Consider the following 25,741-nt stretch of genomic DNA (forward strand, 5'->3'; position numbering starts at 1 on the left):
TGTCTCAGGATCAGTTCAGCGTCGCGTTGACCGGCCGCCGCTCGGCTCCGACCGTGACGTCGCCGATCATCAGGCCCAGCGCGCCCAGGCGAACCGGCACTTTCTCGCCGTCATGGATCTTGCCCGAGAGCACCAGCTCGGCCAGCGGATCCTGGACATTCTTCTGGATCACCCGCTTGAGCGGCCGCGCCCCGTAGGCCGGGTCGTAGCCCTTGTCGGCGAGCCAGGTCTTGGCCTCCTCGTCGACGTCCAGGGTGATCTTGCGCTCGTCCAGCAACTTCTGCAGCCGCCCGAGCTGGATCTCGACGATCGCCCCCATCTCCGACCGCGCCAGGCGGTGGAACAGGATGATCTCGTCGACCCGGTTCAGGAATTCCGGCCGGAAGTGGCCCCGCACCACGCCCATCACCTCGTCGCGGACCGCGTCGGTGTCCTCGCCCGCAGGCTGGTTCACCAGATACTCGGACCCGAGATTCGAGGTCATGATCAGCAGCGTGTTGCGGAAATCCACCGTCCGCCCCTGGCCGTCGGTGAGCCGCCCGTCGTCGAGAACCTGCAGCAGGACGTTGAACACGTCCGGATGCGCCTTCTCGACCTCGTCGAACAGCACGACCTGATAGGGCCGACGCCGCACGGCTTCGGTCAGCGCACCGCCCTCCTCGTAGCCGACATAGCCGGGAGGCGCCCCGATCAGCCGGGCGACCGCGTGCTTCTCCATGTACTCCGACATGTCGATGCGCACGAGCGCCGTGTCGTCGTCGAACAGGAAGCCGGCGAGCGCCTTGGTCAGCTCGGTCTTGCCGACGCCCGTGGGGCCGAGGAACATGAACGAGCCGATTGGCCGGTTCGGATCCTGAAGCCCGGCGCGGGCGCGCCGGACCGCGGTCGAGACCGCCTCCACCGCCTCGCGCTGGCCGACGACGCGTTTGGCGAGCGCCTCCTCCATGGCCAGCAGCTTCTCGCGCTCGCCCTCCAGCATCTTGTCCACCGGCACGCCGGTCCAGCGGGAGACGACCCCGGCGATGTGGGCGGGGGTGACGGCCTCCTCCATCATCGCGTCGCGGCCGTTCTCCGACTTGGCATCGGCCTTGGCCTCGATCTCGGCGAGCTGCTTCTCCAGGCCCGGGATGACCCCGTAGGCGAGCTCGCCCGCGCGCTGATACTGACCCTGGCGCTGCGCCGCGGCGAGCTCGTTGCGCGCCTCGTCGAGCTTCTTTTTCAAGGTGGCCGCGGTGCCGAGCTTGTCCTTCTCGGCCTTCCAGCGGGCGGTGATCGCCGCCGAGCGCTCCTCCAAGTCGCCGAGTTCCTTCTCCAGCCGGACCAGCCGGTCGCGGGAGGCGGAATCGGTCTCCTTCTTGAGCGCCTCGGCCTCGATCTTCAGCCGGACGATCTCCCGGTCGATGTTGTCGAGCTCCTCGGGCTTCGAATCGACCTGCATGCGCAGGCGCGAGCCGGCCTCGTCCATGAGGTCGATGGCCTTGTCGGGCAGGAACCGGTCGGTGATGTAGCGGTTCGAGAGGGTCGCCGCCGCCACCAGGGCCGAATCCTGGATGCGCACGCCGTGGTGCTGCTCGTACTTCTCCTTCAGGCCGCGCAGGATCGAGACCGTGTCCTCCACGGTCGGCTCCGACACGAAGACCGGCTGGAATCGCCGGGCGAGCGCCGCATCCTTCTCGACGTGCTTGCGGTACTCGTCGAGCGTGGTCGCGCCGACGCAGTGCAGCTCGCCGCGGGCCAGCGCCGGCTTCAGCAGGTTCGAGGCGTCCATCGCCCCGTCCGCCTTCCCGGCGCCGACCAGCGTGTGCATCTCGTCAATGAACAGGATAATGCTGCCCTCTGCCGCGGTGACCTCGGAGAGCACGCCCTTCAGCCGCTCCTCGAACTCGCCCCGGTACTTCGCGCCGGCGATCAGCGCGCCCATGTCGAGGGCGAGCAGGCTCTTGTCCCGGAGACTCTCCGGCACGTCGCCGTCGACGATGCGCAGGGCCAGACCCTCGACGATGGCGGTCTTGCCGACGCCGGGCTCACCGATCAGCACCGGATTGTTCTTGGTACGCCGGGACAGGACCTGGATGGTCCGCCGGATCTCCTCGTCGCGGCCGATCACCGGGTCGAGCTTGCCGTCCCGGGCGGCCTCGGTGAGGTCGCGGGCATACTTCTTCAGGGCGTCGTAGGCGTTCTCGGCCGAGGCGTTGTCGGCGGTGCGGCCCTTGCGCAGGGCGTTGATCGCCGCGTTCAGCGAGGCGGGGGTGACACCCGCCGCCTGGAGCGCGCGGCCGGCCTCGGAATCCTTCTCCACCGCCAGGGCGAGGAGCAGCCGCTCCACCGTGACGTAGGAATCGCCCGCCTTCTCGGCGGCCTTCTCGGCGGTGTCGAACAGGCGCATCAGCTCGCGCGTCGCCTGCGGGGCGGCCGCGTTGCCGGAGACCTTCGGCTGCTTGGCGAGCCACTGCTCGGTCTGAGCCAGCGCCACCCGCGACTGCCCGCCCGCGCGGTCGATCAGGCCGGCGCAGAGGCCTTCCGGATCGTCGAGCAGCACCTTGAGCAGGTGACCCGGCTGAAGCTGGGGATGTCCCTCGCGCATCGCGAGGTTCTGAGCCGCCTGCACGAAGCCGCGGGCGCGCTCGGTGTACTTTTCGAAGTTCATGCACAACCCTCCCGTACCGGCATCCGCCGCCCGATGAGAGGCGCGGCGCCACCGAAACGTCGCCCTCCGGCTATCCGCCGCGCGAGGGCCCCGGCGCCATTGGCGACCGCCGGTGATCCCGATGTGGTGTTGCAATTGGGCACCACAAGGGGCGATGAAGCTCTTGCGTGACGGATCATTTCAGGGCCACGCTTCGCGCATGACCGCATTGATTCATGTCAGCGCTCTCTACCGCTATCCGGTGAAGGGCTTGAGTCCCGAACCCGTCGAGCGGGCGGACCTCAAGACCAGCGGCTTCTTCCCGGGCGACCGGCTCTACGCCATCGAGAACGGGCCCTCGGGCTTCAACGCGGTGGCGCCCCGCCATCAGCCGAAGACGAAGTACCTGATGCTCATGCGTGACGAGGCGCTCGCCCGCCTGCGCACCCGCTACGAGGATGCTACGGCGACTCTCACCGTCGAGGGCCATGGCGAGCCGCAGGCCTTCAACCTCGACACCGAGGCCGGCCGAGAGGGGCTTGCGGATCTGATGCGGCGGTTCATTCCCGGGAGCCTGCGGGGCGAACCGAAGGTGCTCGCCGCCCCGCCGCAATACCGGTTCACGGATTCCCCAACCGGCTACGTGTCGCTCATCAACCGTGCGAGCGTGGCGGCGGTGGAGGATTATCTTGGCGTGCCCGTGGACCCGCTGCGCTTCCGCGGCAACCTGCTCGTCGAGGGGCTCGACCCCTTCGCCGAACTGGAGATGGTTGGGCAGGTGGTCGAAGCGCCGAGCGGGCTGCGGCTCAAGATCACCAAACGGACGGTGCGGTGCGCGGCGACAAACGTCGAGCCGACCAGCGGCATCCGCGACTGCGACATCCCCTGGACGCTCGACGCCCGCCTCGGCCACCGCGACCTCGGCGTCTACGCGGAGGTGATCGCCGGCGGGGCGCTGGCGAAGGGCGACGCACTGCGGGTCGTGCGGTGACGGGACCGGAAGAGCGGTCCCATAAGCCCCCGTCATCCTGAGGGGCCGGAGCGCGGCGCACGCCTCGGATTGGGGCTTCAGCCGGCCGCGCGATCCCTGGATTACGCCTTCGAGGCCCGCTTCGCGCTCACCTCAGGGTGAGAGGAGGCGGGGAAGCGCCCGAGCCCGCCCTCAGAGCCGCGACACGTAGGCCGCCAGATCCTTGATGTCGGCCTCGCTCAGGCCCTGCGCCGCCTCGTTCATGGCGGGATCGTAGCCGGGCCGGGCGTTCGACTTGTAGCCGGCGAGCGCCTTGGCGAGGTAGTCCTCGCGCTGTGCCCGGATCCGCGGGATCGCGTCCCGACCCGCGAGATCCGGTCCATGGCAGGAATTGCACTGGTGCTTGGCGACCAGCGCCTGGGCCCGTGCCGTCAGAGCCGCATCGGCCGGCGGACCGGACCAGGCGGGCGGCGGCAGCGTCGCCACCGCGTCGGCGTAGCTGCGCAGGTCGTCGTCGGAGAATCCGGCGGCCACCTCGTTCATCGGCGGCGCCTCCCGCTGCTTCTCCCGGAACTGGAAGAGCTGCGTCACCACGTAGTCCGGAAGCTGTCCCCCGAGCGAGGGCACGCCCTCCGTCGCGGACATGCCCGAACCGTGGCAGCCGATACAGGGGGCGACGCGCTCCTGCAGCGCCGCGTCCGGGGCGGCAAGCGCCGCACTCGTCAAGAGCAGCCCGCCGAGGGCAGGGGCCAGCCCGCGGATCGACCGGAGGTGGCGGCGCATCACCGGCCGTAGCTGACGCGGTAGATCGCGCCGTTGTAGTCGTCGGACACGAGCAGCGATCCGTCCTTGGCGACCAGCACGTCCACCGGGCGGCCGACATACTTGTTGTCCTGGAGGAAGCCGGTCAGGAACGGCTCCGTTGCTGCGGTCTTGCCGTCCGGTCCGGGCTTGGCCACGACCACGTCGCCACCGAGCTTGGCGGTGCGGTTCCACGAGCCGTGCCGGGCGACGAACATCGCGTCCCGGTAGGCCTCCGGGAACTGCGTGCCGGTGTAGAACCGCAGGCCGAGGGAAGCCGTGTGCGGGCCGAGGAGCGCCGCCGGCGCGGTGAATTCCGAGCAGGAATGACCCCAGCCGTATTCCGGATCCGTGAACGTGCCCTGGTGGCAGTACGGATAGCCGAAATGCTGCTTGCCCGGCTCCGTGAGCACGTTCAGCTCGTCGTTCGGGATGTCCTCCGAGACCCAGTCGCGGCCGTTGTCGGTGAACCAGAGCTGCTTGGTCTTCGGGTTCCAGTCGAATCCGACGGTGTTGCGCACGCCGCGGGCGATCACCTCGGCGTTCTTGCCGTCGAGGTCCATGCGCCGGATCTGCGCGTGGGTGTCCGGCGGCATCACGATGTTGCCCGGGGCACCGACCGGCACGTAGAGCTTGTTGTCCGGGCCGATGGCGATGAACTTCCAGCCATGGGCCTCGTCCTTCGGCAGGTCGTCATAGACCAGGGTCGGCTTCGCCGCGCCGTCGAGGTGGTTCGCGATGTCGTCGTAGCGCCAGATCTTCGAGAGCTCGGCGACGTACAGCGCGCCGTCGTGGTAGGCGACGCCGTTCGGCCGATGCAGGCCCGACGCGATGGTCTTCACCTCGCGCTTGCCGTCCCCATCCGCCTTCGGAAGCACCGCGTAGACCTTCCCCACCGTCCGGGTGCCCACGTACAGCGTGCCGTCCGGCGCCTGGGTCATCTCACGGGCGTTGGCGAGGCCGCTGGCATAGACCTCGGTCTTGAAGCCCTCCGGCACCTTCAGCTTGTCGAGCGGCAGCTTGGCGGCTGCGGCCGCCAACGGCGGCCCCGCCACCGGCGCGAGCTTGGCTGCGGCGCCGCCCTCGGGGCGGCCGTACAGCGCCGAACCGCGGTCGACCTGGACGCTGGGCGGCGGGGCCGCGGTGGCGGCCGTCTCCTGTGCCGCGGCGCGGCCGTGGTCCATCAGGCCGAAACTCAGGCCGGCGAGGGCCGCGGTGAGGCTGCGGATCAGGATCGGCTGGCGGATCGGCGTCATGGTGTCTCCCGGTGGGGACGGTCTCACGGACCGCCCGCTCGCTCTGCACTCTTTATTCAACGGTCGGCTGGAGAGCGCGACCGGGATTGGGGGCGCCGAGGCGACACTCCGCGGCCGCCGTAACGCGGCCCGGGATTACGCGCGCTGCCGTGTCCTCCGCGACCGACGTCGGCTGCCGTGTCGGCTCACCTTGCGTTTTGGGCAATGATCTCCGAAAACGCCCCCCGTCCGGGAAGCTTAGGCTTGGCCGGGGCTGCCGGCCGTCCGCCGGAGCCCGGCCGACGCGGCGTTCCGATCCGGTTCGAGGACACGTATCGATGATCGATTACGCGCAGGCGCGGCGGATGATGGTCGACTGCCAGTTGCGGACCTTCGACGTGAACGACAACACGGTGCTCGACGCGTTCGACACCGTGCCGCGTGAGGACTTCGTGCCGAAGGGCCGCGAGCCCTTCGCGTATATCGACCAGACCCTGAGCCTCGGTGAGGCCGGCGGCGAGACCCGCTGCATGCCGGCCCCGATGGTCGTGGCCCGGATGATCCAGGCCCTGCGGATCCGGCCGGGCGTCGCCGCCCTCGACGTCGCCACCGGCACCGGCTACGCGGCGGCGGTCATGGCGCAGCTCGGCGCGCAGGTCACGGCGCTGGAATCGGTGCCCGACCTCGCCGAGGCGGCGCGCACCCGTCTCGGCGCCTCCGCACAGGTGATCGAAGGCCCGATCGCCGCCGGCGCGCCCAAGCAGGGGCCCTTCGACGTCATCCTGATCAACGGCCGCGTCGAGGTCCGGCCGCAGGCGCTGCTGAACCAGCTCAAGGATGACGGCCGCCTGGTCTGCGTGTTCGGCCCGCACCGCAACGCCAAGGTCACGCTCTTCGTGCGTGCCGGCGACGCGTTTGGGGCCCGTCCGCTGTTCGACGCGTCGCTGCCCGGTCTCGAGGCCTTCGCGGCGGAAGCCGGTTTCGCGTTCTGACACCGCGCGCCGGATCACCCCCGCCTCCGTCCTCGCGGGCGAAGCGGGCGGATCCGGGACGGGGCGCGCAGGCCGCGATCAGCCGAGCCTGTAATCCCCCAGCCGGGCCCGGCGGGCGCTCCGGCGATACGCCATGACCGAGTCGGGCCAGAGGGTGTTGTTGCGCCCGCTCGCGTCGAGGTACCAGCTGCGGCAGCCCCCGGCCTGCCAGATGCTGTCGGCCATGCGGCTGTGGATCCGGTCGACGAACCGGGCCTGGGCCTCCGGCCGGACCTCGACGGTCTTCGTCCCGCGACGCAGGGCTTTGAGACAGTCGAGGACGTGCTGCACCTGGATCTCGATCATCGAGACGACCGAGTTGTGGCCGAGCCCGGTGTTGGGCCCGAGCAGCATAAAGTAGTTGGGAAACCCCGCGACCGTGATGCCCTGGTAGGCGCCCATGCCGTCGGCCCAGGCCTCGGTCAGAGTCCGGCCGCCGCGGCCGACGAGCTTCATCCGCGCGAAGGTCGCGGTCACGTCGAAGCCCGTGGCGTAGACGATCACGTCGAGGTCGTGGTGCCGTCCGGCCTCGGTGGTCACGCCGGTCTCGGTGAGCCGGGCGATGCCGTCCGTCTCCAGGGTGACGTTCGGGCGCTGGAGCGCAGGGTAGTAGTCGTCGGAGATCAGCACCCGCTTGCAGCCGAGCCGGTAGCTCGGCGTCAGCTTCGCCCTCAGGGTCTTGTCGGGGACCGCCTTGGCGAGATGGCGCCGGGCCAGAGCCTCGGCCTGACCGGTGAGCTTCGAGACCTTGGTGAAGCCGAGGAGCGCACGCACCTCGTGCAGCCAGAACAGCCGCGCCCGTTCGAGCCGCCGGCTGAACGGCACGCGCCGGTAGCGGCTCTTGGTGCCCTCCGCGATGGCGTGGTCGTTCTTCGGCATGATCCAGGGCGGCGTGCGCTGGAACAGGGTGAGGTGGGACGCGATGGCGGCGAGCTCCGGCACCACCTGGATCGCGCTGGCGCCCGTGCCGATCACCCCGACGCGCTTGCCCTCGAGCGCCACGGCATGGTCCCAGGCCGCCGTGTGGAAGGCGGGCCCGGCGAACGCCTCGCGACCCGGGATGTCGGGATAGGCGGGATGATGCAGCCCGCCCATCCCGGAGACGATCGCGCGCGCCGTGATCGGCCCCCGGTCGGTCTCCACGTGCCACAGGGCGCGCGCCGCGTCCCACGTGGCCCCGGTGAAGGTCGTCCCCAGCTGGATCAGGGGCATCAGCCCGTTCCGCTCGGCGGTGTCCTTCAGGTAGGCCAGGATCTCCGGCTGCGGCGCGTACATCCGGCTCCAGTCGGCCTTCGGGGCGAAGGACAGGGAGTAGAGGTGCGAGGGGATATCGCAGGCCGCCCCCGGATAGGTGTTGTCGTGCCACGTGCCGCCGATGCCGTCGGCCTTCTCGATCACCCGCAGCGGGCCGATGCCCGCCTGCCGGCACCGGATCGCCATCGCGAGCCCCGAGAAGCCCGCGCCGACGATCAGGACGGCCAGGGTCTCGGACGCGGTCTCGGACGCGGTCTCGGTCATGGCAGAGGGCTCCCGGAGGGGGCGTGGGGCGCGTGCGCCTTCAGGAAGGCCGCGGCCTCATCGAGGGAGGCCCGCGCCTCCGGCAGCATGCCGGCGGCGAATTGCCAGGCGTGAGACACGACCGGGAAGAGCTTGAGTTCGGTCTCGACGCCGGCCGCGCGGGCCCGCTCGGCCATGCGGACGGAATCGTCGCGCAGGACCTCGCGCGCGCCGACATGGAACAGCAGCGGCGGGAAGCCGGTCGGGTCGCCGTAGATCGGCGAGATTCGCGGATCGGCCGGATCGGCGCCGCCCAGATACATCGGCCGGATCGCCGCGAGGGCCTGCGGGTCGAACATGGCATCGCGCCATGCATTGGAAACCCGTGACCCGTCCTCGGAGACGAAATCCGTGGCCGGGGAGAAGAGGGCCGCCGCCCAGGGCATCGGCAGACCCCTGGCGCGGGCTTCGCCCATCAGCACGAGGGCGAGGTTTCCGCCGGCCGATTCCCCCGCCACGCAGGCGGCGCCCTCGGCGCTGAACGCCGCCCAGACCGCCGTCACGTCGTCGACCGCCGCGGGGAACGGATGCTCGGGGGCGAGGCGGTAATCGGGGGCGAAGATCGTGAAGCCCCGGTTCGCCAGGGCGCCCGTGACGGGACGGTGCGTCCGGGGCGAGCAGGCGATGAAGCCGCCGCCATGGATGTAGAGCATCCGCCGGCCGGGACCCGCCTTCGGCCGGATCCACTCGCCTTTGACGCCGCCGACGATGCCCGGCTCGTAGGTCACGCCCTTGGGGTCGGGGAAGGCCGGCGCCTCGAAGATGCGGCGGAACGCGGCCACGTCCCGCGCCCGTGCCAGAGGCCCCCGGACCCGGCTTCGGACCATGTAGGCCCCGAGATACGCACGCAGGCTCGCCATCTCAGAGCGCCCCTCCGGACAGACGCACGATCGTCTTCCAGTAGCCCACAGGCATCAGCCGCTGGATCAGCGCGGCATTCTTGGCGTCCTTGCCGACGACGATCCGGGGCGCCCGGGCCTCGATGCCGCGGATGATCGCGGCGGCCGCGTCGGCGGGCGCCAGGGTCAGGAGCTTGCCGAACGCCTCTCGCGCCTTCTCGTCCTCCACGGACGCGCGCTTCGCCGCCTCCGGATCGGTCGGCGGTCGCCGGCCGCGGGCGTTGCGCGAGATGGCGGTGGCGACGCCGCCCGGATGGACCACCGTCACCCCGAGTCCGGTGCCGGCATATTCGTGCCGCAGGGCCTCCGAGAAGCCGCGCACCCCGAACTTGCTGGTGCTGTAGGCGACCTGACCCGGCGGCGCGATCAGCCCGAACAGGCTCGACAGGTTGACGATCTGCGCCGCCGGCCGGGCACGCAGCATCGGCAGGAAGGCGTGGCACAACCGCACGACGGCGCGCAGGTTGATGTCGAGCAGCCACTCGAAATCGTCGAGATGCGTCTCGTCGAACCGGCCGCCGAGGGCGACGCCGGCATTGTTGATCAGAATGTCGAGATGCCCGGACCGTTCTACGACCCAGTCCGGCAGCGCGCGGATCCCTTCGGCATCCGTGAGATCGAGGACGCGGGTCTCGACCGAGACACCGCGGATCTTCCCGGCGGTGGCCGCCAGCCCGGTCGCGTCCCGGTCCACGAGGAGAAGATTGCAGCCCTTCGCGGCGAGGCCTTCGGCCAGGGCCGCACCGATACCGCTCGCCGCGCCGGTGATCAGGGCCACCGCGCCCGCGAGTTGGAACCGCTGTGCCAAACCGCGCCTCCCCGTATCGTCGACCTGGATCGGTCTTCAGGGGGATAGGCCCGGCCGGCCTGATTGTCTAGGGTGAACACCCTAGACGAGGATGGGATCATGCCGCGGGGCGAGGGCCGCAGGTTCGACTTCGATGTGGAGGCCAGCCCGGAGGCTGGTCCTGCCGTGCCGATCCCGGATACGCGCACGCGAATCCTCGCAGTCAGCCTCGCGCTGTTCAACGCCCGCGGCCTCGGCCGTGTCACGACGGCGGAGATCGCGGCCGCGGCGGGGATCCGCGAGGGCAATCTGCAGTATCACTTTCCGCGCAAGAGCGGCTTGGTCGAAGCCGTGTTCGCCGCCTTCGAGGCAGAGGCGCTGGCGGTGGCCGGCCGCATGCCCGCCGACCCCGCCGCTCCGGAAGCGCTGCTCGGCTACCAGCGGGCGTGGTTCGACCTGATCTGGCGCTACCGCTGCATCTACCGCGACGGGATCGCCATGGTGGACATCGCCCCGGCATTGCGACCGCGGATCCATGCCCTGCGGGCCGAGACCCAGGCGCTGGCCCGCGGTGTCTTCGAGGCAGCCGTGCGGGCGGGACGGCTGCGGATCGCACCGGAGGCCCTCGGGCGGCTCATCGACAATGCCTGGATCGTGTCCAGCCACTGGATGAACCATCGCCTCCAGGGGGGCACCACCCTGACGGAGGCCGATCTGGACTGGGGCTTCGCGCAGCTCCGCGACCTGTTCGCCCCCTATCTCGCACCGGACAGCCCGGATTGACGGCGTCTGGCCTGAACCTTCCATACGCTCCGGCCAAGCTCGGAGCCGAAGGACACGATGCTCGACCGCCTGATCCATGCCGGCCTCAGCCTTCTGGTGCTGCTCGCCGTCGCCATCCTGTTCTCGACCAATCGGCGGGCGATCCGTCTCCGCGTGGTGCTCGCCGGGCTGGCCCTGCAGGTGGGGCTCGGTGCTCTGGTCCTGTTTCTTCCCGCCGGGCAGGCCGCGCTGCGGGCTGTCGCCGACGCGGTCGTGACCGTGCTGTCCTACGGCGATCGCGGCACCGCCTTCCTGTTCGGCGGTCTCGTCGAGCCGAGGATGTTCGAGCTGTTCGGCGGCTCGGGCTTCATCCTGGCGCTGCGGGTCCTGCCGCAGATCCTCTATGTCTCCGCGCTCATCGGCGTGCTCTACCATCTCGGCGTGATGCAGGCGCTGGCTCGCCTCCTCGGCGCGGCGCTCCGGCGGATTCTGGGCACGTCCCCCATCGAGTCGTTCTCGGCGGTGATCACCATCGCCATCGGCCAGAGCGAGATCGCCGTCGCGCTGCGCCCGTTCCTCGCCCTGCTCACCGGGGCCGAGTTGTTCGCCGTCATGTCGAGCGGCGCCGCGTCCACGGCAGGATCGATCCTGGCGGGCTACGCGGCCCTCGGCGTGCCCATGACCTACCTGCTCGCCGCCTCGGTGATGGCGATCCCGGGGGGCCTCGTCTACGCCAAGATCCTGATGCCATCGACGGAGCCGACCCGGATCACCACCACCCGGGTCGAGTTCGGCGAGACGCGGGCGGCCAACATCATCGAGGCGGCGGCCGACGGGACCCAGAAGGGGCTCGCGGTGGCGGTCTCGGTGGGGGCCATGCTGATCGCCTTCGTCGGGCTGATCGCCCTGGCGGACGGCCTCTTCGGCATGCTGGGCGGATGGGTCGGGTATCCCGCCGCCTCGTTCGAGGGCGTGCTCGGCTGGGCCCTCGCCCCGCTGGCCTGGCTCCTCGGCGTGCCCTGGGAGCAGGCGACCCTGGTCGGCGGGGCGATCGGCCAGAAGCTCGCCTTCAACGAGTTCCTGGCCTACGCCAACCTGTCGCCGGTCCTGAAGGCCGGCACCCTCGACCCGCGCGCGCAGGCGATCGTCTGCTTCGCCCTGTGCGGCTTCGCCAACTTCGCCTCGATCGCGATCCAGCTCGCGAGCTTCTCCAGCCTCGTCCCGGAGCGCCGCGCCGAGGTGGCCCGGTACGGCCTGCGGGCGATCCTGGCGGGGACGCTGTCGAATCTCACGAGCGCGGCGATCGCGGGGCTGTTCGTGGCGTGAGGGATCAGGTGCCCGTCCGCGCCACGAGCAGCAGCGCGTTCGGGCGCGTCCGTTTCGGCACCGGCAGGCAGCGGTCGAGGACCGACCCGACGCCGTAGGCGAAGGCGAGCGCCAGCGCCCAGGACCACGTCCGCCGGAAGAAGCGGTCGCGGCAGCGGACGGGGCTGACCTTGGCCATCCAGTGAATCAGCGAATCGTGCCGGTCCATGCCGATGGCATGGACCCCCTCGGCGGTGCAGCCCAAGGTTCCGGCCAGTGCCTCGAGAGCGGCGGGCGTCCACCACGTCAGATGGTGGGGCGGCGCGTTAATGACGAAGTTCGGGATCGTGGTGTTGGGCGAGGGCCAGAGCGGCGTCCCGATCAGAATCAGGCCGCCCGGCTTGACGCAGGCCGCCAGCGCCCGGGCGAATCCCAGCGGGTCCGCCACATGCTCGATGACCTGGAAGGCGCAGGCCACGTCGTAGACCGGACCGAGGCGCGCCGCGTGCGCCTCCACGGTCTCGGCGAGGATCGTCCCGGTCGGGTCCTCGGCGGAAAAATTCGGGTCGAGGCCGGTATAGGTGGCCTCCGGCACGTAGGCGCGGAAACCGCCGTGGCCGCAGCCCACGTCGAGCACCCGGGCACCCGACGGCACATGCGTGGCGGCCTGGCGGAACTCCAGGCGCTCCGTCTCCGGCCCGGCGAGCTTATCGTGCGCGGCGATCCGGCCGTAGAACGCCCGGTAGAAGGCCGCATCGCCAGCCACCGGCGGATCGAAGAAGATCAGCCCGGTCGGTGATTCCCAGAGCCGGAACGTCCCGGCGGGGCGCAGCAGCGGCCCGACATCGACGCGGCCGGAATAGTGCCAGAGCAGCGTCAGGAAGGCGGCGTCCAGGCGCTCGACGCAGCGCAGGGCGGGGGCACCGGTGATCGGGCAGGGTGGGATCGCTTGATCGGCCGAATACGCAGTGTCCGCCAAACCCGTCCTCGCTCGCTCTGCAGGCTCACATGGCCCGGTGGCGGTTCAGCGGCACAGTTTGGTGTGGCAGGTCAAGCCGAGGCGCAGCATGTCATGCGCGCACAAAAGAAAAGCGCCGCTTCGGATGAAGCGGCGCCCCAGAACGTGATGTCGACGTCTCAGTTGAACGTGTCGATCTCAGCCGACTCGTAGCTGGTGACTTCCATGCCGACGCAGATCTCAGACACGACGGGTGCGGACCAAGCCATGATTTCCTCCAAGTGAATTGATGCGATGGATGAAGAAGCCGCAAAGGCCGGAGCGTCGGGCGCTCCGAACCGTGAGCGACTTAGTTGAACGTATCGATCTCAGCCGACTCGTAGCTGGTGACTTCCATGCCGACGCAGATCTCGGACACGATCGGGGCGGACCAGGCCATGGCGTTTCTCCTCGCTGTTGGTGAGATCCATATAGGCAATATCTTGGACGCAATACAAGTGAGCACAACACTTATATTTCTCATAGGCTGGGTTGCTGGCCGGCGGGGCCCACCCGTCCGTGGCCGCGCGGCCACCCGACGGAGCGTCGTTCGGCATCGGCTGCGGATGGGCGCTGTTTCGGCTTGACGGGCCTCTTGCTCGGGCGCACGACGCACCCGCGCGACGGCGTCTTCGACGGTGCCGCGTTCCCTTTCCAGCAGCGACCAGCGAAGCGACGTGCCCGACCGATCGTGCCTGCCGTGCCCGGCCCCGTGTCGTCATCCCGCCTGAGCCGCTGAGAGGCCTGGCCGCGGGGCGATCGACGCGGCGGCCGGCCACGGCCCTGATCTAGGATGACCGGCGACGCGTCGCCTCGTAACCCACGAGGCGAGGCCATGAACGAGATCGCGCCCTTCGACACGCGAGTCGATCCCTCCGTCTTGGCCGCACGTCTTTCGGACGAACGGGCGCCCGACATCGTCGAAGCGCTGAACGACGAGGCTCCGGAGGTTGCCGCCGCCATCCTGCTCGGTCTGCCGACGGAGCGGGCGATCGAGGTGCTGGACCAGCCGGAACTCGACTGCGCCGCCGACATCATCGAGATGCTGCCCCGGGACCGGGTGGCCGGCTACCTGTCGGGCATGTCGGCCGACCGGGTCACGGACGTGTTCCGCGAGATCGAGGAGCCCGGCCGCTCCGACCTGCGCGCGCGCCTCGACGCCGAGACACGCGGCGCCGTGGACCGGCTCTCGGCCTACGGCGAGGAGACCGTGGGCTCTCTGATGACCACGGAGTTCGTCACCGTGCCGGGCACCTGGACGGTGAGCCAGACCCTGGAGCACATCCGCCATGTGGAGAAGACCCGCGAGACGATCTACGCGATCTTCGTGCTCGACCCGCGCACCCGCGCGCTGACCAAGGCGGTGCCCCTGCGGCGGCTGATCTCGGGCGATCCGAGCGACAACGTCCTCAGCGTCGCGCCGGGACGCCGGCCCCTCGCCGTTTCGCCGACGGCCAGCCGCGAGGAGGCGGCCCGACTGATCTCGAAATACGATCTTCTCGCGCTGCCGGTGGTCGACGCGGTCGGGCACGTGATCGGCATCGTCACGGTCGACGACATGATCGACGCGATGATCGAGAAGCAGACGCAGGACGTGCAGCGCTTCGGCGGCATGGAGGCGCTGCCCGAGCCCTACATGGATATCGGCTTCTTCACGATGATCCGGAAGCGCGCCGGCTGGCTGTGCGCGCTGTTCCTGTCGGAGATGCTCACCGCCTCGGCCATGCAGGGCTTCGAGGGGGAACTGGAGAAGGCGATCGTCCTGACGCTGTTCATCCCGCTGATCATGAGTTCGGGGGGCAATTCCGGATCTCAGGCGACCTCGCTGCTGATACGGGCGCTGGCCCTGCACCAGATCCGGCTGCGGGACTGGTGGCGGGTGGCCCTGCGGGAACTGCCCACCGGGATCGTGCTCGGGGCGATCCTCGGGGTGATCGCGGTCGTCCGCATCGTCGCGTGGCAGAAGTTCGGCCTCTACGATTACGGCGAGCACTGGCCGCTGGTGGCCGCAACGGTGGGCGCGGCGCTCGTCGGGATCGTGACCTTCGGATCGCTCGCCGGCTCGATGCTGCCCTTCCTGCTGCAGCGGATCGGCTTCGATCCGGCCACCGCCTCGGCGCCGTTCGTGGCGACGCTGGTCGATGTCACCGGGCTCGTCATCTATTTCTCGGTGGCCCTGCTGATCCTGCGCGGGACGCTGCTGTAGGGGGCGTCCGGTCCGGCAAGCCTCGGCAAGACCCGATCCCTCCCCCCGACCCTCTCCCGGACGGGAGAGGGGGCCTGTTGCGGCGCCCTCGAAACGCCGGGGCGAGCCAGCAAGCGGCGGCGCCGGTCAACCGGCCGCAGTCGCGGCGAGCCGCTTGCGCTGGACCTTGCCGTTGGGCGTGCGCGGCAGGGCGTCGAGGAAGCGGATTTCCCGCGGCCGCTTGTAGGCGGCGAGCCGCTCGGCGCACCAGGCCAGCAGGCCCTCCGCGTCGGGCTCGGCGTCCGGCTGGAGCACCACGAAACCGCAGATGACCGAGACGTCTGCCCGCACAGGCAGTTCGGCCACGCCGACCTCCGCCACGGACGGGTGGTCGGACAGCACCGCCTCGACCTCGTTGGGCGAGACCCGGTAGCCCATCGCCTTCATCAGGTCGTTGTTGCGGCCTTCGAACCAGAGGTAGCCATCCGCGTCGAGCCGGGCGAGATCGCCGCCGACGAACCAGTCGCCGCGCATCACCTCGGCCTCTTCCTCGGGGCGGTTCCAGTAGCCGAGCATCAGCGCCGGCTCGGTCCGATGGACGGCGAGGAGCCCGCTCTCGCCGGCCGGCAGCGGGACCGGCTCGCCCTCGACGGGCAGGATCGCCACCCGCCGACCGGGCTGCGGCTTGCCCGGCGAGCCGGGACGCACGGGAATCGTCGGGCCGCTGGAGATGTAGGTCGAGATCTCGCTCATCCCGAGCGCCTCGTAGAGGGGCTTGCCGGTGGCCTGCCGCCAGGCATCGAGCAGCTCCACCGAGAGGGGCTCGCCCGCCGTGCAGCCGTGGCGCAGGCTCGACAGGTCCTGGGCGCCGAGGTCGCCGTATTTGAGGATCTGGCGGTAGAGCGTCGGGACGGCGGCGAACAGGGTCGCGCCGTACCGGGCGATGAGGCGCGGCCAGACGGCGGGGTCGCGTGGACCGTTGTAGAGCACCGCCGTCGCGCCCACCGACCAGGGATCGCTCAAACCGACGCCCAGCGTGTAGGTCCAGTTCATGGTGCCGGCATGCAGCATCACGTCGGATTCGGTGAGGCCGAGCCAGTGGTCGCGCATCGGCCGGCGGCCGTAGGTGGCGCGGTGGGCGTGGAGCACGCCCTTCGGCCGGCTCGTCGTGCCGGAGGTGTAGATCAGCATCGCCGGGTCGTCCGCGGCGGTGTCGGCGTAGGCCGGCAGGGGCGGCCCCGCCTTCATCCGCGCGATGGCGGCGGCGTCGAGCAGGAGGCGTCCGCCCAGGGCCTCGGGCGCGACCGTGCAACCGCCTCCGATCACCACCGCGGCGGCGCCGGAATTGTCCATGAGAAACGCCGCCTCGCCCGCGGTGAGCTGCGGCGAGGAGGGCAGGGCGACGAGGCCCGCCGCCAGGGCCCCGAAATAGAGGAGGACGTAGTCGGCCTCGTTGCCCATGCGGATCATCACCCGGTCGCCGGGTTCCAGGCCGAGATCCAGCAGGCCCGCCGCGATGCCGCGCACCGCCCGCTCGACGTCGCCGAAACTCAGCCGCTCCGCGGTGCCATCCCCGACCATCACGAGCGCCGTCTTGTCGGGGCGCAGGCGCGCATTCTCGGCCAGGCAGTACCGCGCGGCGTTGAACCGCGCGGGCGGATGACGGTCGTTGGCAAGGCTGTCGGGCACCGGGCGCTCCCCGTATTCGGGCTTTCGGCCGGGTGTCCCGCCTGCGCGGGCGGCCGTCAACCGCGGCCGCCCAGGCCTTTGCCTCCGGTCAGGTCCGCCGCTGCGCTTGGCCCTCCTGCTCTTCGAAGCCCTTGAGCATCTTGTCGAGGGTGAGCGGATAGTCCCGCACGCGGATCCCGGTGGCGTTGTAGATCGCGTTGGCGAGCGAGGCGCCGGCGCCGCAGATGCCGAGCTCGCCGAGTCCCTTGCTCTTCAGCGGGTTCGCCTTGTCGTCGAGTTCGGGCAGGAACACCGCGTCGATCGCCGGGAGGTCGGCGTGGACCGGCACATGGTACTCGGCCATGTCGTGGTTGACGAAGTAGCTGTAGCGCGGATCGACCACCGCATCTTCCATCAGAGCCGCCCCGACCCCGAAGGTCATGCCGCCGATCGCCTGACTGCGCGCCGTCTTGGCGTTGAGGATGCGCCCCCCGGTGAAGACCCCGAGCATCCGCCGCAACCGGATCTCACCGGTATCGACATCGACCCCGACCTCGGCGAAGTGCGCACCGTAGGAGTATTGCGAGAACTTCTGCTTCATCTCGCCGGGCTTGATCTCACCGGCGGCCTCCATGCCCGACCGGGCGAGATCGGTCAGCGACTCCGTCCGATTGCCCGAGGTCACCGCGCAGTCGCGGAACACCGCCCCGTCCGGGTTAAGGTCGCCGGCCTTGAGCAGGGCCTGCCGGAGGTTGTCGCAGGCGACGTAGAGGGCAGAGCCCGCCGACGCAGCGCCGAACGAGCCGCCGGAACCCGAGGCGAAGGGAAAGTCGGTGTCGCCCATCTCGACGCGGACCCGCTCGGGCGGCAGGCCCAGCATCTCGCCGGCGATCTGGGTGAGGATCGTATAGGTGCCGGTCCCGGGATCGGTCATGGCCATGCGCACCACCAGCACGCCGTCCGGCCCGAGACGGACCTTGGCGGCGGAGGGCATCAGCGGGTTGAGGCGGGCGGCGGCCGACATGCCCATGCCGACGAGCCAGTTGCCGTCGCGGCGGCTGCCCGCCGCCTGCCGCTTGTCCCAGCCGAACAGGCGCGCCCCCTCGCGCATGCAGGGCACGAGCTGGCGGGTGGAGAACGGGACTTTCTTCTCGGGATCCTCGACCGGCTCGTTGCGCACCCGCAGCTCGATCGGATCGACCTTCAGATGCTCGGCCAGCTCATCCATGGCGCACTCGAAGGCGAGCTGGCCCACGGCCTCGCCAGGGGCGCGCATCGACGAGGCGATGGGCATGTTGAGGTTCACGAGCCGATGGCGCGTGATCCGGTTCTGTGCCGCGTAGAGCGACCGGGTGACGTTGGCCGACGTCTCGAAGAACCCGTCGCCCTCGGCCGTGTCGGACCAGGATTCATGGCTGATCGCCGAGAGCCGCCCGTCCTGATCGGCACCGAGCCTGATCCGCTGGATCGTGTCGGTCCGGTGGGTCCCGACGTGGAACTCCTGCTGCCGCGTGAGCGCGACCTTCACGGGGCGCTGGATCAGCTTCGAGGCCAACACGGCGAGCGTCGCCTCCGGCTGAGCCTGGAGCTTCGAGCCGAAGCCGCCGCCGATATAGGGGCTCACGATCCGCACCTTTTCGGGCGGCAGCTTCAGCACAGAGCCGAGCGCCTTCTGACCGCGGTTCAGCATCTGGTTGGCGGTGTAGAGCACAACGCCGTCGCCCTCCCACGACGCGATCGTGGCGTGCGGCTCCATCTGCGCGTGGATCTGGTTGGGCGTGACGTATTCCACGTCGAGCTTCACCGGCGCGGCCGCGAAGGCGGCGTCGAAGTCGCCGAGCTTCGAATCCGGCGGCGAATTGACGGGCTTCGGCTCGTAGGCCGCCGCCAGGTTGTCCTTAAGCAGCCCCTTGGGCTTAGCCGCGTCGTAGCGGACCTTCACCAGCATCGCGGCGGCGCGGGCCTGCTCGAAGGTCTCGGCAACCACGAAGGCGACGGGCTGACCATAGAACGTGACCTTCGTCCCCTGGAGTTGCGGCCAGACCTGCTCCTTCTTCTCGCCCTGCTCGGGGACGTTCTCGTGGGTCATGACCAGGATCGTGCCGGGCGCCCGGCGGGCGGTCTCGGCGTCGATCGACGTGATGGTGCCGGCCGCGATCGTCGCCGGCACGATGAAGCCGTAGGCGGGGTTCTTCAGCGCCCGGGTCTCGTACGCGTAGGGGGCGTGGCCCGTGACCTTGAGCTTGCCTTCGACGCGGTCGAGCGGCTTCCCGACGAGCCCGTCGGCGCGGTCGTCGAGGGGCGTCCGGCCGATCGGCTGGTTCATCTCCATGGGGACGGTCCTTGATCGGGGGGCTTAAGCGCGGGTCGCCTGCGCCACCACGGCGCGCAGGGTCCGCCGGGTCAGCGGAATCTTGAAGTCGTTGCTGCCGTAGCCGCGGGCACCCTTCAGCACCGCGTCGGCGGCCTCATCCGCTGAGCCGGTCCGGACCAGGGCTTCTTCGGCCTCGGCCACCCGCCAGGGCTTGTGCGCCAGGCCGCCGAAGGCGAGCCGCGCCGCGCTCGGCTTGCCGCCCTCGGCGCCCGCGATCACCGCCGCCACCGAGACGGTCGCGAAAGCGTAGGACGCCCGGTCGCGGACCTTGCGGTAGATATGCATGCCGGCCACCGGCTTCGGCAGGGTCACGGCCGTGATGATCTCGCCCTTGCGCAGGTCGGTCTCGATCTGCGGTGTGTCGCCGGGGAGCCGGTGGAAATCGGCGATCGGGATCCGTCGGGTCTGACCCGCCGGATCCATCGTCTCGACGGTGGCGTCGAGGGCGCGCATGGCGACAGCCATGTCGGACGGGTTGGTGGCGATGCAGGAGTCGCTGGCGCCCACCACCGCCATGATCCGGTTGAACCCGCCGATCGCCGCGCAGCCCGAACCCGGCTCGCGCTTATTGCAGGGCATGGCCGTGTCGTAGAAATAGTAGCAGCGGGTCCGCTGGAGCAGATTGCCGGCGGTGGTCGCCTTGTTGCGCAGCTGCCCCGAGGCGCCGGCCAGCAGAGCCTTCGCCAGGACGGCGTAGTCCTTCCGGACCCGCGGCTCCGCGGCAAGGTCGGAGTTGCGCACCAGCGCACCGATACGCAGGCCGCCCTCCTGCGTGGCCTCAACCTTCTCGAGGGGCAGCCGGTTCACGTCGATCAGCGTGGCCGGCGTCTCGATCTGCAGCTTCATGAGGTCGAGCAGGTTGGTGCCGCCCGCGATGAACTTGGCGTTCGGCCGCTCGGCCGCGAGCTTGGCCGCGTCCTGAACCGTGGCGGGACGCTCGTAGGTGAAAGCCTTCATGTCCGCCCCCTCAGAGGTTGCTGGCGGCGGTGTCGCGGATCGCCGCGACGATGTTCGGGTAGGCGCTGCAGCGGCAGATGTTGCCGCTCATCCGCTCGCGGATCTCGGCGTCACTGAGCGTCGGGGTCGAGGCGAGATCCTCGGTGACGTGGCTCGGCCAACCGGCCTTGGCCTCGTTCAACATGCCGACCGAGGAGCAGATCTGGCCCGGCGTGCAGTAGCCGCATTGGAAGCCGTCATGTTCCAGGAAGGCGGCCTGCATCGGGTGAAGCTTCTCGCCGTCCGCGAGGCCCTCGATCGTGGTGACCTGATCGCCCTCGTGCATCGCCGCGAGCGTCAGGCACGCATTGATCCGACGCCCGTCCACCAGCACCGTACAGGCGCCGCACTGGCCGTGGTCGCAGCCCTTCTTGGTGCCGGTGAGAGCCAGATGCTCGCGCAGCGCATCGAGGAGCGTGGTGCGCGTGTCGAGGACGAGATCGTGCGGCTGCCCATTGATGGTGAGCCGTACCGGCATCGTCTGCGGGGCGGGATCTCCCGGCGCCGCCGCTGCGGGGGCCGGTCGGAAGCCGAGGGCGCCGAGCGCCCCGGCCGCCGCGCAGCCTTCCACCACGGCGCGCCGCGTCAGGGCGAACGGCTTCTTCGAAGTCGCGTCTGTCATGCTGCCATCCCGTCCGTGCGCCGCGCTCGACGGCGCGGCGCAACCTGGAATCCGGTGCGCCAACGTGCGGTCGTGCCGATTAGATCCAGTCCAGACTGCGCCCGTTCACCGCGGGCCGAGGTGGTCCGCTGGTCCATGGGCCGCCCTATCCGATCCGCGATACGGGCGCAGAGAATCGGCCCGCAGCCGCGCGGCAGGGCCGGGCGTGGCGCCTCCGGGCCGCCGCGCTCCGCTTGCAAAGGACGCGATCATCGGAACGCGTCGCACCGCCGGCGTTTGGGTAGATCGGAAAGCGTTTCCGGAGGCTCACCCCATGGCCGTCCCGACTTTGGCCCTGAACGACGGGCGCCGCATCCCGCAGATCGGCTACGGCTGCTGGCAACTCTCCGACGCTCAGGCGCCGGACCTCGTCGGCCGGGCGCTTCGGGCCGGCTACCGCCTGATCGACACCGCCGCCGCCTACGGCAACGAGGCGGGCGTCGGACGTGGCATCCGCGATGCGCAGGTGCCGCGCGCGGAGGTCTTCCTCACCACCAAGCTCTGGAACGACCGCCAGGGACGCGAGGAGGCGCGGCGTGCCTTCGACGAGAGCCTGGAGCGGCTCGGCCTTCCGTATGTCGATCTCTACCTGATCCATTGGCCGTGTCCGCAGCGGCGCCTCTTCGTCGAGACCTGGAAAACGCTGATCCAGCTCCGCGAGGAGGGGCGGGCCAAGTCGATCGGCGTCTCGAACTTCACAGCCGAGCACATCGCCACGTTGATCGGCGAGACCGGCGTGGCGCCTGCCGTGAACCAGATCGAGCTGCACCCGCATTTCCAGCGCAAGGCGCCGCGCGCGGACGACGCGCGTCACAGCATCGTGACCGAGTCCTGGAGCCCCCTCGGCCAGGGCAGGGAGCTGAACGACCCGGTCATCCTCGCGATTGCGAAGGCCCATGGGAAGACGCCCGCCCAGGTGGTGCTGCGCTGGCAGGTGCAGATCGGCTGCGTGGCGATCCCGAAGACCGCCCGGCCCGAGCGCATCCTTGAGAACATCGCGCTGTTCGATTTCGAACTCGGTGCCGGCGAGATGGAGGAGATCGCGGCTCTCGACCGCCCCGACGGCCGCATCGGCCCCGACCCGGCGTCCTTCTGCTGACCGGCATCCCTTCGGCGGCGCAGCGTAACATCGCGCCGCAAAAGATTTATGCTCACAGCTAGCATATCTGGACAGGCGCGTCCGGCGCCCATAAGTTAGACGGCACAATGCTCAAACTGAGCATAATGGAGGACGCCATGGCGGCGACCGTTGCACCCGTCTCCCGCACGCCCATCCCGGGCCTGCCGCTTCCGGATCTCTACGCCCGCGTCAGCCGGCACGTTCCGGCGATCGAGTGGCCGGCGCTCGCCCCCGACATCGAGGCGATCCTGCGCCTGAAGCGGGAGCGCAACGCCGTGATCCTGGCGCACAATTACCAGGCGCCCGAGATCTTCCACACGGTGGCCGACATCGTCGGCGACAGCCTCGCGCTCGCCCGCGAGGCGGTGAATGTCGACGCGGACGTGATCGTGCTGGCGGGCGTCCACTTCATGGCCGAGACCGCCAAGCTCCTGAACCCGGCCAAGACCGTGCTGATCCCCGACATGGGCGCGGGCTGCTCGCTGGCCGATTCGATCACGGCCGCGGACGTGCGCGGCCTGCGGGCGAAGTATCCGGGCGTGCCGATCGTGACCTACGTGAACACCTCGGCGGCCGTGAAGGCCGAGTCGGATTTGTGCTGCACCTCCGGCAACGCCGTCGCGGTGGTGAAGTCGCTGAATGCGCCCCGCGTGCTGATGATCCCGGACGAGTTCCTGGCGCAGAACGTCCAGGCCGAGATTCCCGAGGTCGAGATCCTGACTTGGGCCGGCCACTGCGAGGTGCACGAGCGCTTCACCCCGGCCGACATCCGCGAGGTCCGCGACAGCTATCCCGGCGTGACGGTGATCGCGCATCCGGAATGCCCGCCCGACGTGGTGGCCGAGTCCGACTTCTCCGGCTCCACCGCGATGATGATGGACTTCGTCGTGGAGAAGCGGCCGAAGCAGGTGGTGCTCGTCACCGAGTGCTCGATGGCCGACAACATCGCGGCGCAGAACCCGGATATCGAGTTCATCAAGCCCTGCAACATGTGCCCGCACATGAAGCGGATGAGCTTGGCGAACATCCGCCGCGCGCTGGAGACCATGACCCACGAGGTCACGGTCGATCCGGCTTTGGCCGACCGGGCCCGGGCGGCCGTGGAGCGCATGCTCCAGGTGCGCACGCGATGAACGCCGTCTCGCCCAGCACCGCCGACCGCGTCGTTGTGGTCGGCGGCGGCGTCGCGGGGCTCAGCGTCGCGCTGCGTCTCGCGCCCCGGCCGGTGACGCTGGTCACCGCGTCGGCCCTGGGCCTCGGCACCGCCACCGGCTGGGCGCAGGGCGGCATCGCCGCCGCGGTCGGCGCCGATGACGCGGCGGAACTGCACGCCGCCGATACGGAAGCGGCCGGCGCCGGGCTGACCGAGTCCGACGTCGCGCTCCGCGTGGCTCAGGAAGGGCCGGGCCTGATCGATTGGCTGGTGCGGATCGGCGTCCCGTTCGACCGGACCGACGATGCCGCGCTCGCGCTCGGGCTTGAGGCCGCGCATGGCCGCCGCCGCATCGTCCGCTCCGGCGGCGACGCGACCGGGGCGCGCGTGCTCGAAGGGCTGGTGCGGGCCGTTCTCGCTGCGCCGTCCGTCGAGATCGTCACGGCGCGGGCCTGCGACCTGCTTCGGGACGCGCGCGGGTCCGTGGCCGGCATCGTCGCCGAGCGCGACGGCGCCCTGTTCCGCATCCCGGCCCGCGCCGTGGTGCTGGCCACCGGCGGCGTCGGCGCCCTCTACGCGGCGACCACGAACCCGCCCGGCGCCGTCGGCCGCGGTCTGGCGCTCGCCGCCCGGGCCGGTGCCGTCATGCGCGACATGGAGTTCGTGCAGTTCCACCCGACCGCCATCGCGGCCGGCGCCGACCCGATGCCGCTCGCCACCGAGGCCCTGCGCGGGGAGGGCGCCCGACTCATCGACGAGACCGGCGCACCCGTCATGGCCGGTATCGCCGGCGGCGATCTCGCCCCCCGCGACGTCGTCGCCCGCGGCATCTTCCAGGCGCTGCAGCGCGGCCGCACGGTCTATCTCGACGCCCGCGGGGCGCTCGGCGCCGCGATGCCGACGCGCTTCCCGACGGTGGCGGGACTCTGCGCCGCCGCCGGCATCGACCCGGCCGTGCAGCCGATCCCGGTCCGCCCGGCGGCGCACTACCATATGGGCGGCGTGAAGGTGGACGCGCACGGCGCCACATCGGTGCCGGGCCTCTATGCCTGCGGCGAGGTCTCCTCCACGGGCCTGCACGGCGCCAACCGCCTCGCCAGCAACTCCCTGCTGGAAGGGCTGGCCTATGCCTGCTTCATCGCCGACGGGCTCGATGCGCCGCCGCCGGCGGCCATCGTCCCCCAGGCCGTGACCGCCCGCACCTCCGGTGACCTGACGGCGATCCGTGGCCTGATGGAGCGCCAGGTCGGGGTCGTTCGCGACGCCGCCGGCCTCGGGGGGGCGGTCGCCGCCCTGACGCCGGAGGCAGAATCCTGCGACGCCGCGCTGGTGGCGCTGCTGATCGCCCGCGGCGCGCTGGACCGCCAGGAGAGCCGCGGCGCCCATTGGCGCAGCGATCATCCGCATCTCGCAGCCGCGACCCATACCGAGACCACGCTGGCCGATCTCCGGGCGGCGCAGAGCGGCCGGACGGTCGCCGAGGAGGCCCTGACGCCATGACCCGATCGGTCTTCTCCGACGCCATCCTGCCCCTGCCGCGGCTCCTGGTGGAGCCGGTGGTGCGCGCCGCCCTGCTGGAGGATCTCGGCCGGGCCGGCGACATCACCACCGACGCCATCGTGCCCCCCGGCGAGCGGATGCGCGGCGTGATCGCCTCCCGCCAGGACGGCGTGATCTCCGGCACCGATGCCGCCGCCATCGCGTTCGCGCTGGTCGATCCGGCCGTCACCGTCGCGGTCGAGCGCGGCGACGGCGCCCGCGTCGCCCCGGGCGACGTGGTGCTGCACCTCGAGGGGCCGGCCCGCGCCATCCTCACCGCCGAGCGCGTCGCCCTGAACCTGCTCTGCCGGATGTCGGGCGTCGCCACGGCCACCCACGGCCTCGTCGAGGCGGCCCGCCCGCACGGCAAGGCCTCGATCGTCTGCACCCGCAAGACCACGCCGGGCCTGCGCGCCCTGGAGAAGCACGCCGTGCGGGCGGGTGGGGGGTCGAACCACCGCTTCGGCCTCGACGATGCCGTGCTGATCAAGGACAACCACGTGGCGGTGGCGGGCGGCATCGTGCCGGCCATCGAGCGCGCCCGCGCCCGGGCCGGCCATCTCGTGAAGATCGAGTGCGAGGTCGACAGCCTGGAGCAACTGGAGGAGGCCCTTTCGGTCGGGGTCGACGCGGTGCTCCTCGACAATATGGGGCCCGACCAGCTCACCCGCGCGGTGGCGATGATCGACGGACGCGCGCTCTCCGAGGCGTCGGGCCGGATCACCCGCGAGACGGTGGGGGCGGTCGCGGCCTCGGGCGTCGACCTGATCTCCTGCGGCTGGATCACCCACTCGGCGGCGATCATCGACCTGGGTCTCGACGCGGCCTGAATGGGCGACCTCCGGGTCGCCGCGGAGATCCGCCGTCGGGCAGGGCTCGAAGATCATCACGTTCGGGTGACAAGTCTTCGTCATCAGCGCGGCTGAGACATCCGAAGTCTATCGCCGCGCGACCGACTCGCTAAGGTTTCGCCCAACCGCGACGCCATCGACCGGACGTGACCGTGAGCCAAGCCCTGCCCTCCGCGGCTGCCCCGGCGGTCGATCTTCCGGCGGCGCCGGTGGCACGCAAACCC

22 protein-coding genes are annotated in these 25,741 nt (G+C 70.5%); 9 read left to right on the plus strand and 13 right to left on the minus strand.

Annotated features, from left to right (window positions below):
* Positions 1-10: 10 nt before the first annotated feature.
* Complete coding sequence (gene clpB / locus P9K36_RS29535) at positions 11-2,647, minus strand: ATP-dependent chaperone ClpB (RefSeq protein WP_043760357.1); 2,637 nt, start codon at positions 2,645-2,647, stop codon at positions 11-13.
* A gap of 199 nt (positions 2,648-2,846) precedes the next feature.
* On the opposite strand from clpB, the gene P9K36_RS29540 reads away from it, so the two are divergent.
* Positions 2,847-3,617: an MOSC N-terminal beta barrel domain-containing protein gene (locus P9K36_RS29540; RefSeq protein WP_043760358.1), complete on the plus strand. Its 771-nt coding sequence runs from the start codon at positions 2,847-2,849 to the stop codon at positions 3,615-3,617.
* 171 nt (positions 3,618-3,788) lie between these two features.
* Here P9K36_RS29540 and P9K36_RS29545 read toward each other — a convergent pair whose 3' ends face one another.
* Entirely contained in the window at positions 3,789-4,379 is a 591-nt protein-coding gene (locus P9K36_RS29545; RefSeq protein WP_043760359.1) for a c-type cytochrome, read from the minus strand.
* The gene (locus tag P9K36_RS29550; RefSeq protein WP_278306308.1) at positions 4,379-5,653 is read right to left on the minus strand and encodes a PQQ-dependent sugar dehydrogenase; all 1,275 of its coding nucleotides are present in this window, start codon (positions 5,651-5,653) and stop codon (positions 4,379-4,381) included. The genes P9K36_RS29545 and P9K36_RS29550 overlap by 1 nt, the downstream gene beginning before the upstream one ends.
* Positions 5,654-5,970: 317 nt before the next feature.
* Here P9K36_RS29550 and P9K36_RS29555 point away from each other — a divergent pair, with 317 nt between their 5' ends.
* Positions 5,971-6,624 (plus strand): protein-L-isoaspartate O-methyltransferase, encoded by a 654-nt coding sequence (locus P9K36_RS29555; protein WP_043349657.1) that lies wholly within the window; start codon positions 5,971-5,973, stop codon positions 6,622-6,624.
* Positions 6,625-6,702: 78 nt separating this feature from the next.
* On the opposite strand, the gene P9K36_RS29560 is transcribed toward P9K36_RS29555, so the two are convergent.
* Genes P9K36_RS29560 through P9K36_RS29570 form a run of 3 tightly spaced genes read right to left on the minus strand, consistent with a single transcriptional unit; the run spans position 6,703 to position 9,927 of the window.
* Complete coding sequence (locus P9K36_RS29560) at positions 6,703-8,181, minus strand: NAD(P)/FAD-dependent oxidoreductase (RefSeq protein ID WP_278306309.1); 1,479 nt, start codon at positions 8,179-8,181, stop codon at positions 6,703-6,705.
* The gene (locus P9K36_RS29565; protein WP_043387506.1) at positions 8,178-9,080 is read right to left on the minus strand and encodes an alpha/beta hydrolase; all 903 of its coding nucleotides are present in this window, start codon (positions 9,078-9,080) and stop codon (positions 8,178-8,180) included. Before P9K36_RS29565 ends, P9K36_RS29560 begins: the two co-directional genes overlap by 4 nt.
* A 1-nt stretch (position 9,081) precedes the next feature.
* Positions 9,082-9,927 (minus strand): SDR family oxidoreductase, encoded by an 846-nt coding sequence (locus P9K36_RS29570; protein WP_278306310.1) that lies wholly within the window; start codon positions 9,925-9,927, stop codon positions 9,082-9,084.
* Between the two features lie 99 nt (positions 9,928-10,026).
* On the opposite strand from P9K36_RS29570, the gene P9K36_RS29575 reads away from it, so the two are divergent.
* Entirely contained in the window at positions 10,027-10,689 is a 663-nt protein-coding gene (locus tag P9K36_RS29575) for a TetR/AcrR family transcriptional regulator (RefSeq protein WP_051044742.1), read from the plus strand.
* Between the two features lie 57 nt (positions 10,690-10,746).
* The gene (locus P9K36_RS29580) at positions 10,747-11,994 is read left to right on the plus strand and encodes a nucleoside transporter C-terminal domain-containing protein (RefSeq protein ID WP_182591180.1); all 1,248 of its coding nucleotides are present in this window, start codon (positions 10,747-10,749) and stop codon (positions 11,992-11,994) included.
* Positions 11,995-11,998: 4 nt separating this feature from the next.
* Here P9K36_RS29580 and P9K36_RS29585 read toward each other — a convergent pair whose 3' ends face one another.
* The 3 genes from P9K36_RS29585 to pqqA (P9K36_RS29595) form a co-directional block, all read right to left on the minus strand.
* Positions 11,999-12,952, minus strand: a complete 954-nt coding sequence (locus P9K36_RS29585) for a class I SAM-dependent methyltransferase (protein WP_075381371.1) — start codon at positions 12,950-12,952, stop codon at positions 11,999-12,001.
* A 158-nt stretch (positions 12,953-13,110) separates the two neighbouring features.
* Positions 13,111-13,200 carry a pyrroloquinoline quinone precursor peptide PqqA gene (pqqA, locus tag P9K36_RS29590; protein WP_007559225.1) on the minus strand — a complete coding sequence of 30 codons (90 nt, stop codon included), beginning with the start codon at positions 13,198-13,200 and terminating at the stop codon, positions 13,111-13,113.
* A gap of 80 nt (positions 13,201-13,280) precedes the next feature.
* A complete protein-coding gene (pqqA, locus tag P9K36_RS29595) occupies positions 13,281-13,370 on the minus strand; it encodes a pyrroloquinoline quinone precursor peptide PqqA (protein ID WP_007559223.1) in 90 nt (29 codons plus the stop codon).
* 435 nt (positions 13,371-13,805) lie between these two features.
* Between pqqA (P9K36_RS29595) and mgtE the strand changes: the two genes are divergently transcribed.
* Positions 13,806-15,176 (plus strand): magnesium transporter, encoded by a 1,371-nt coding sequence (gene mgtE / locus P9K36_RS29600; protein WP_043760365.1) that lies wholly within the window; start codon positions 13,806-13,808, stop codon positions 15,174-15,176.
* 126 nt (positions 15,177-15,302) lie between these two features.
* On the opposite strand, the gene P9K36_RS29605 is transcribed toward mgtE, so the two are convergent.
* From P9K36_RS29605 to paoA, 4 genes are all read right to left on the minus strand, one after another.
* Positions 15,303-16,844 (minus strand): AMP-binding protein, encoded by a 1,542-nt coding sequence (locus P9K36_RS29605; RefSeq protein WP_043760367.1) that lies wholly within the window; start codon positions 16,842-16,844, stop codon positions 15,303-15,305.
* 88 nt (positions 16,845-16,932) lie between these two features.
* Positions 16,933-19,155 (minus strand): xanthine dehydrogenase family protein molybdopterin-binding subunit, encoded by a 2,223-nt coding sequence (locus P9K36_RS29610; protein WP_043760369.1) that lies wholly within the window; start codon positions 19,153-19,155, stop codon positions 16,933-16,935.
* 24 nt (positions 19,156-19,179) lie between these two features.
* Positions 19,180-20,154 (minus strand): xanthine dehydrogenase family protein subunit M, encoded by a 975-nt coding sequence (locus P9K36_RS29615; RefSeq protein WP_043760371.1) that lies wholly within the window; start codon positions 20,152-20,154, stop codon positions 19,180-19,182.
* A gap of 10 nt (positions 20,155-20,164) precedes the next feature.
* Positions 20,165-20,815: an aldehyde dehydrogenase iron-sulfur subunit PaoA gene (gene paoA / locus P9K36_RS29620; RefSeq protein WP_043760372.1), complete on the minus strand. Its 651-nt coding sequence runs from the start codon at positions 20,813-20,815 to the stop codon at positions 20,165-20,167.
* Between the two features lie 313 nt (positions 20,816-21,128).
* On the opposite strand from paoA, the gene P9K36_RS29625 reads away from it, so the two are divergent.
* The 4 genes from P9K36_RS29625 (at position 21,129) to nadC (ending at position 25,496) form a co-directional block, all read left to right on the plus strand.
* Entirely contained in the window at positions 21,129-21,953 is an 825-nt protein-coding gene (locus P9K36_RS29625; RefSeq protein ID WP_043760373.1) for an aldo/keto reductase, read from the plus strand.
* Between the two features lie 137 nt (positions 21,954-22,090).
* Positions 22,091-23,107, plus strand: a complete 1,017-nt coding sequence (nadA, locus tag P9K36_RS29630) for a quinolinate synthase NadA (RefSeq protein WP_043387528.1) — start codon at positions 22,091-22,093, stop codon at positions 23,105-23,107.
* Entirely contained in the window at positions 23,104-24,627 is a 1,524-nt protein-coding gene (locus tag P9K36_RS29635; RefSeq protein ID WP_043760376.1) for an L-aspartate oxidase, read from the plus strand. The genes nadA and P9K36_RS29635 overlap by 4 nt, the downstream gene beginning before the upstream one ends.
* Positions 24,624-25,496, plus strand: coding sequence for a carboxylating nicotinate-nucleotide diphosphorylase (gene nadC, locus P9K36_RS29640; protein ID WP_043760378.1), 873 nt, complete (start codon positions 24,624-24,626; stop codon positions 25,494-25,496). Before P9K36_RS29635 ends, nadC begins: the two co-directional genes overlap by 4 nt.
* Positions 25,497-25,741 lie beyond the last annotated feature (245 nt).

The sequence above is a fragment of the Methylobacterium sp. 391_Methyba4 genome (assembly GCF_029691625.1).
In the GTDB taxonomy this organism is placed as follows: domain Bacteria; phylum Pseudomonadota; class Alphaproteobacteria; order Rhizobiales; family Beijerinckiaceae; genus Methylobacterium; species Methylobacterium fujisawaense.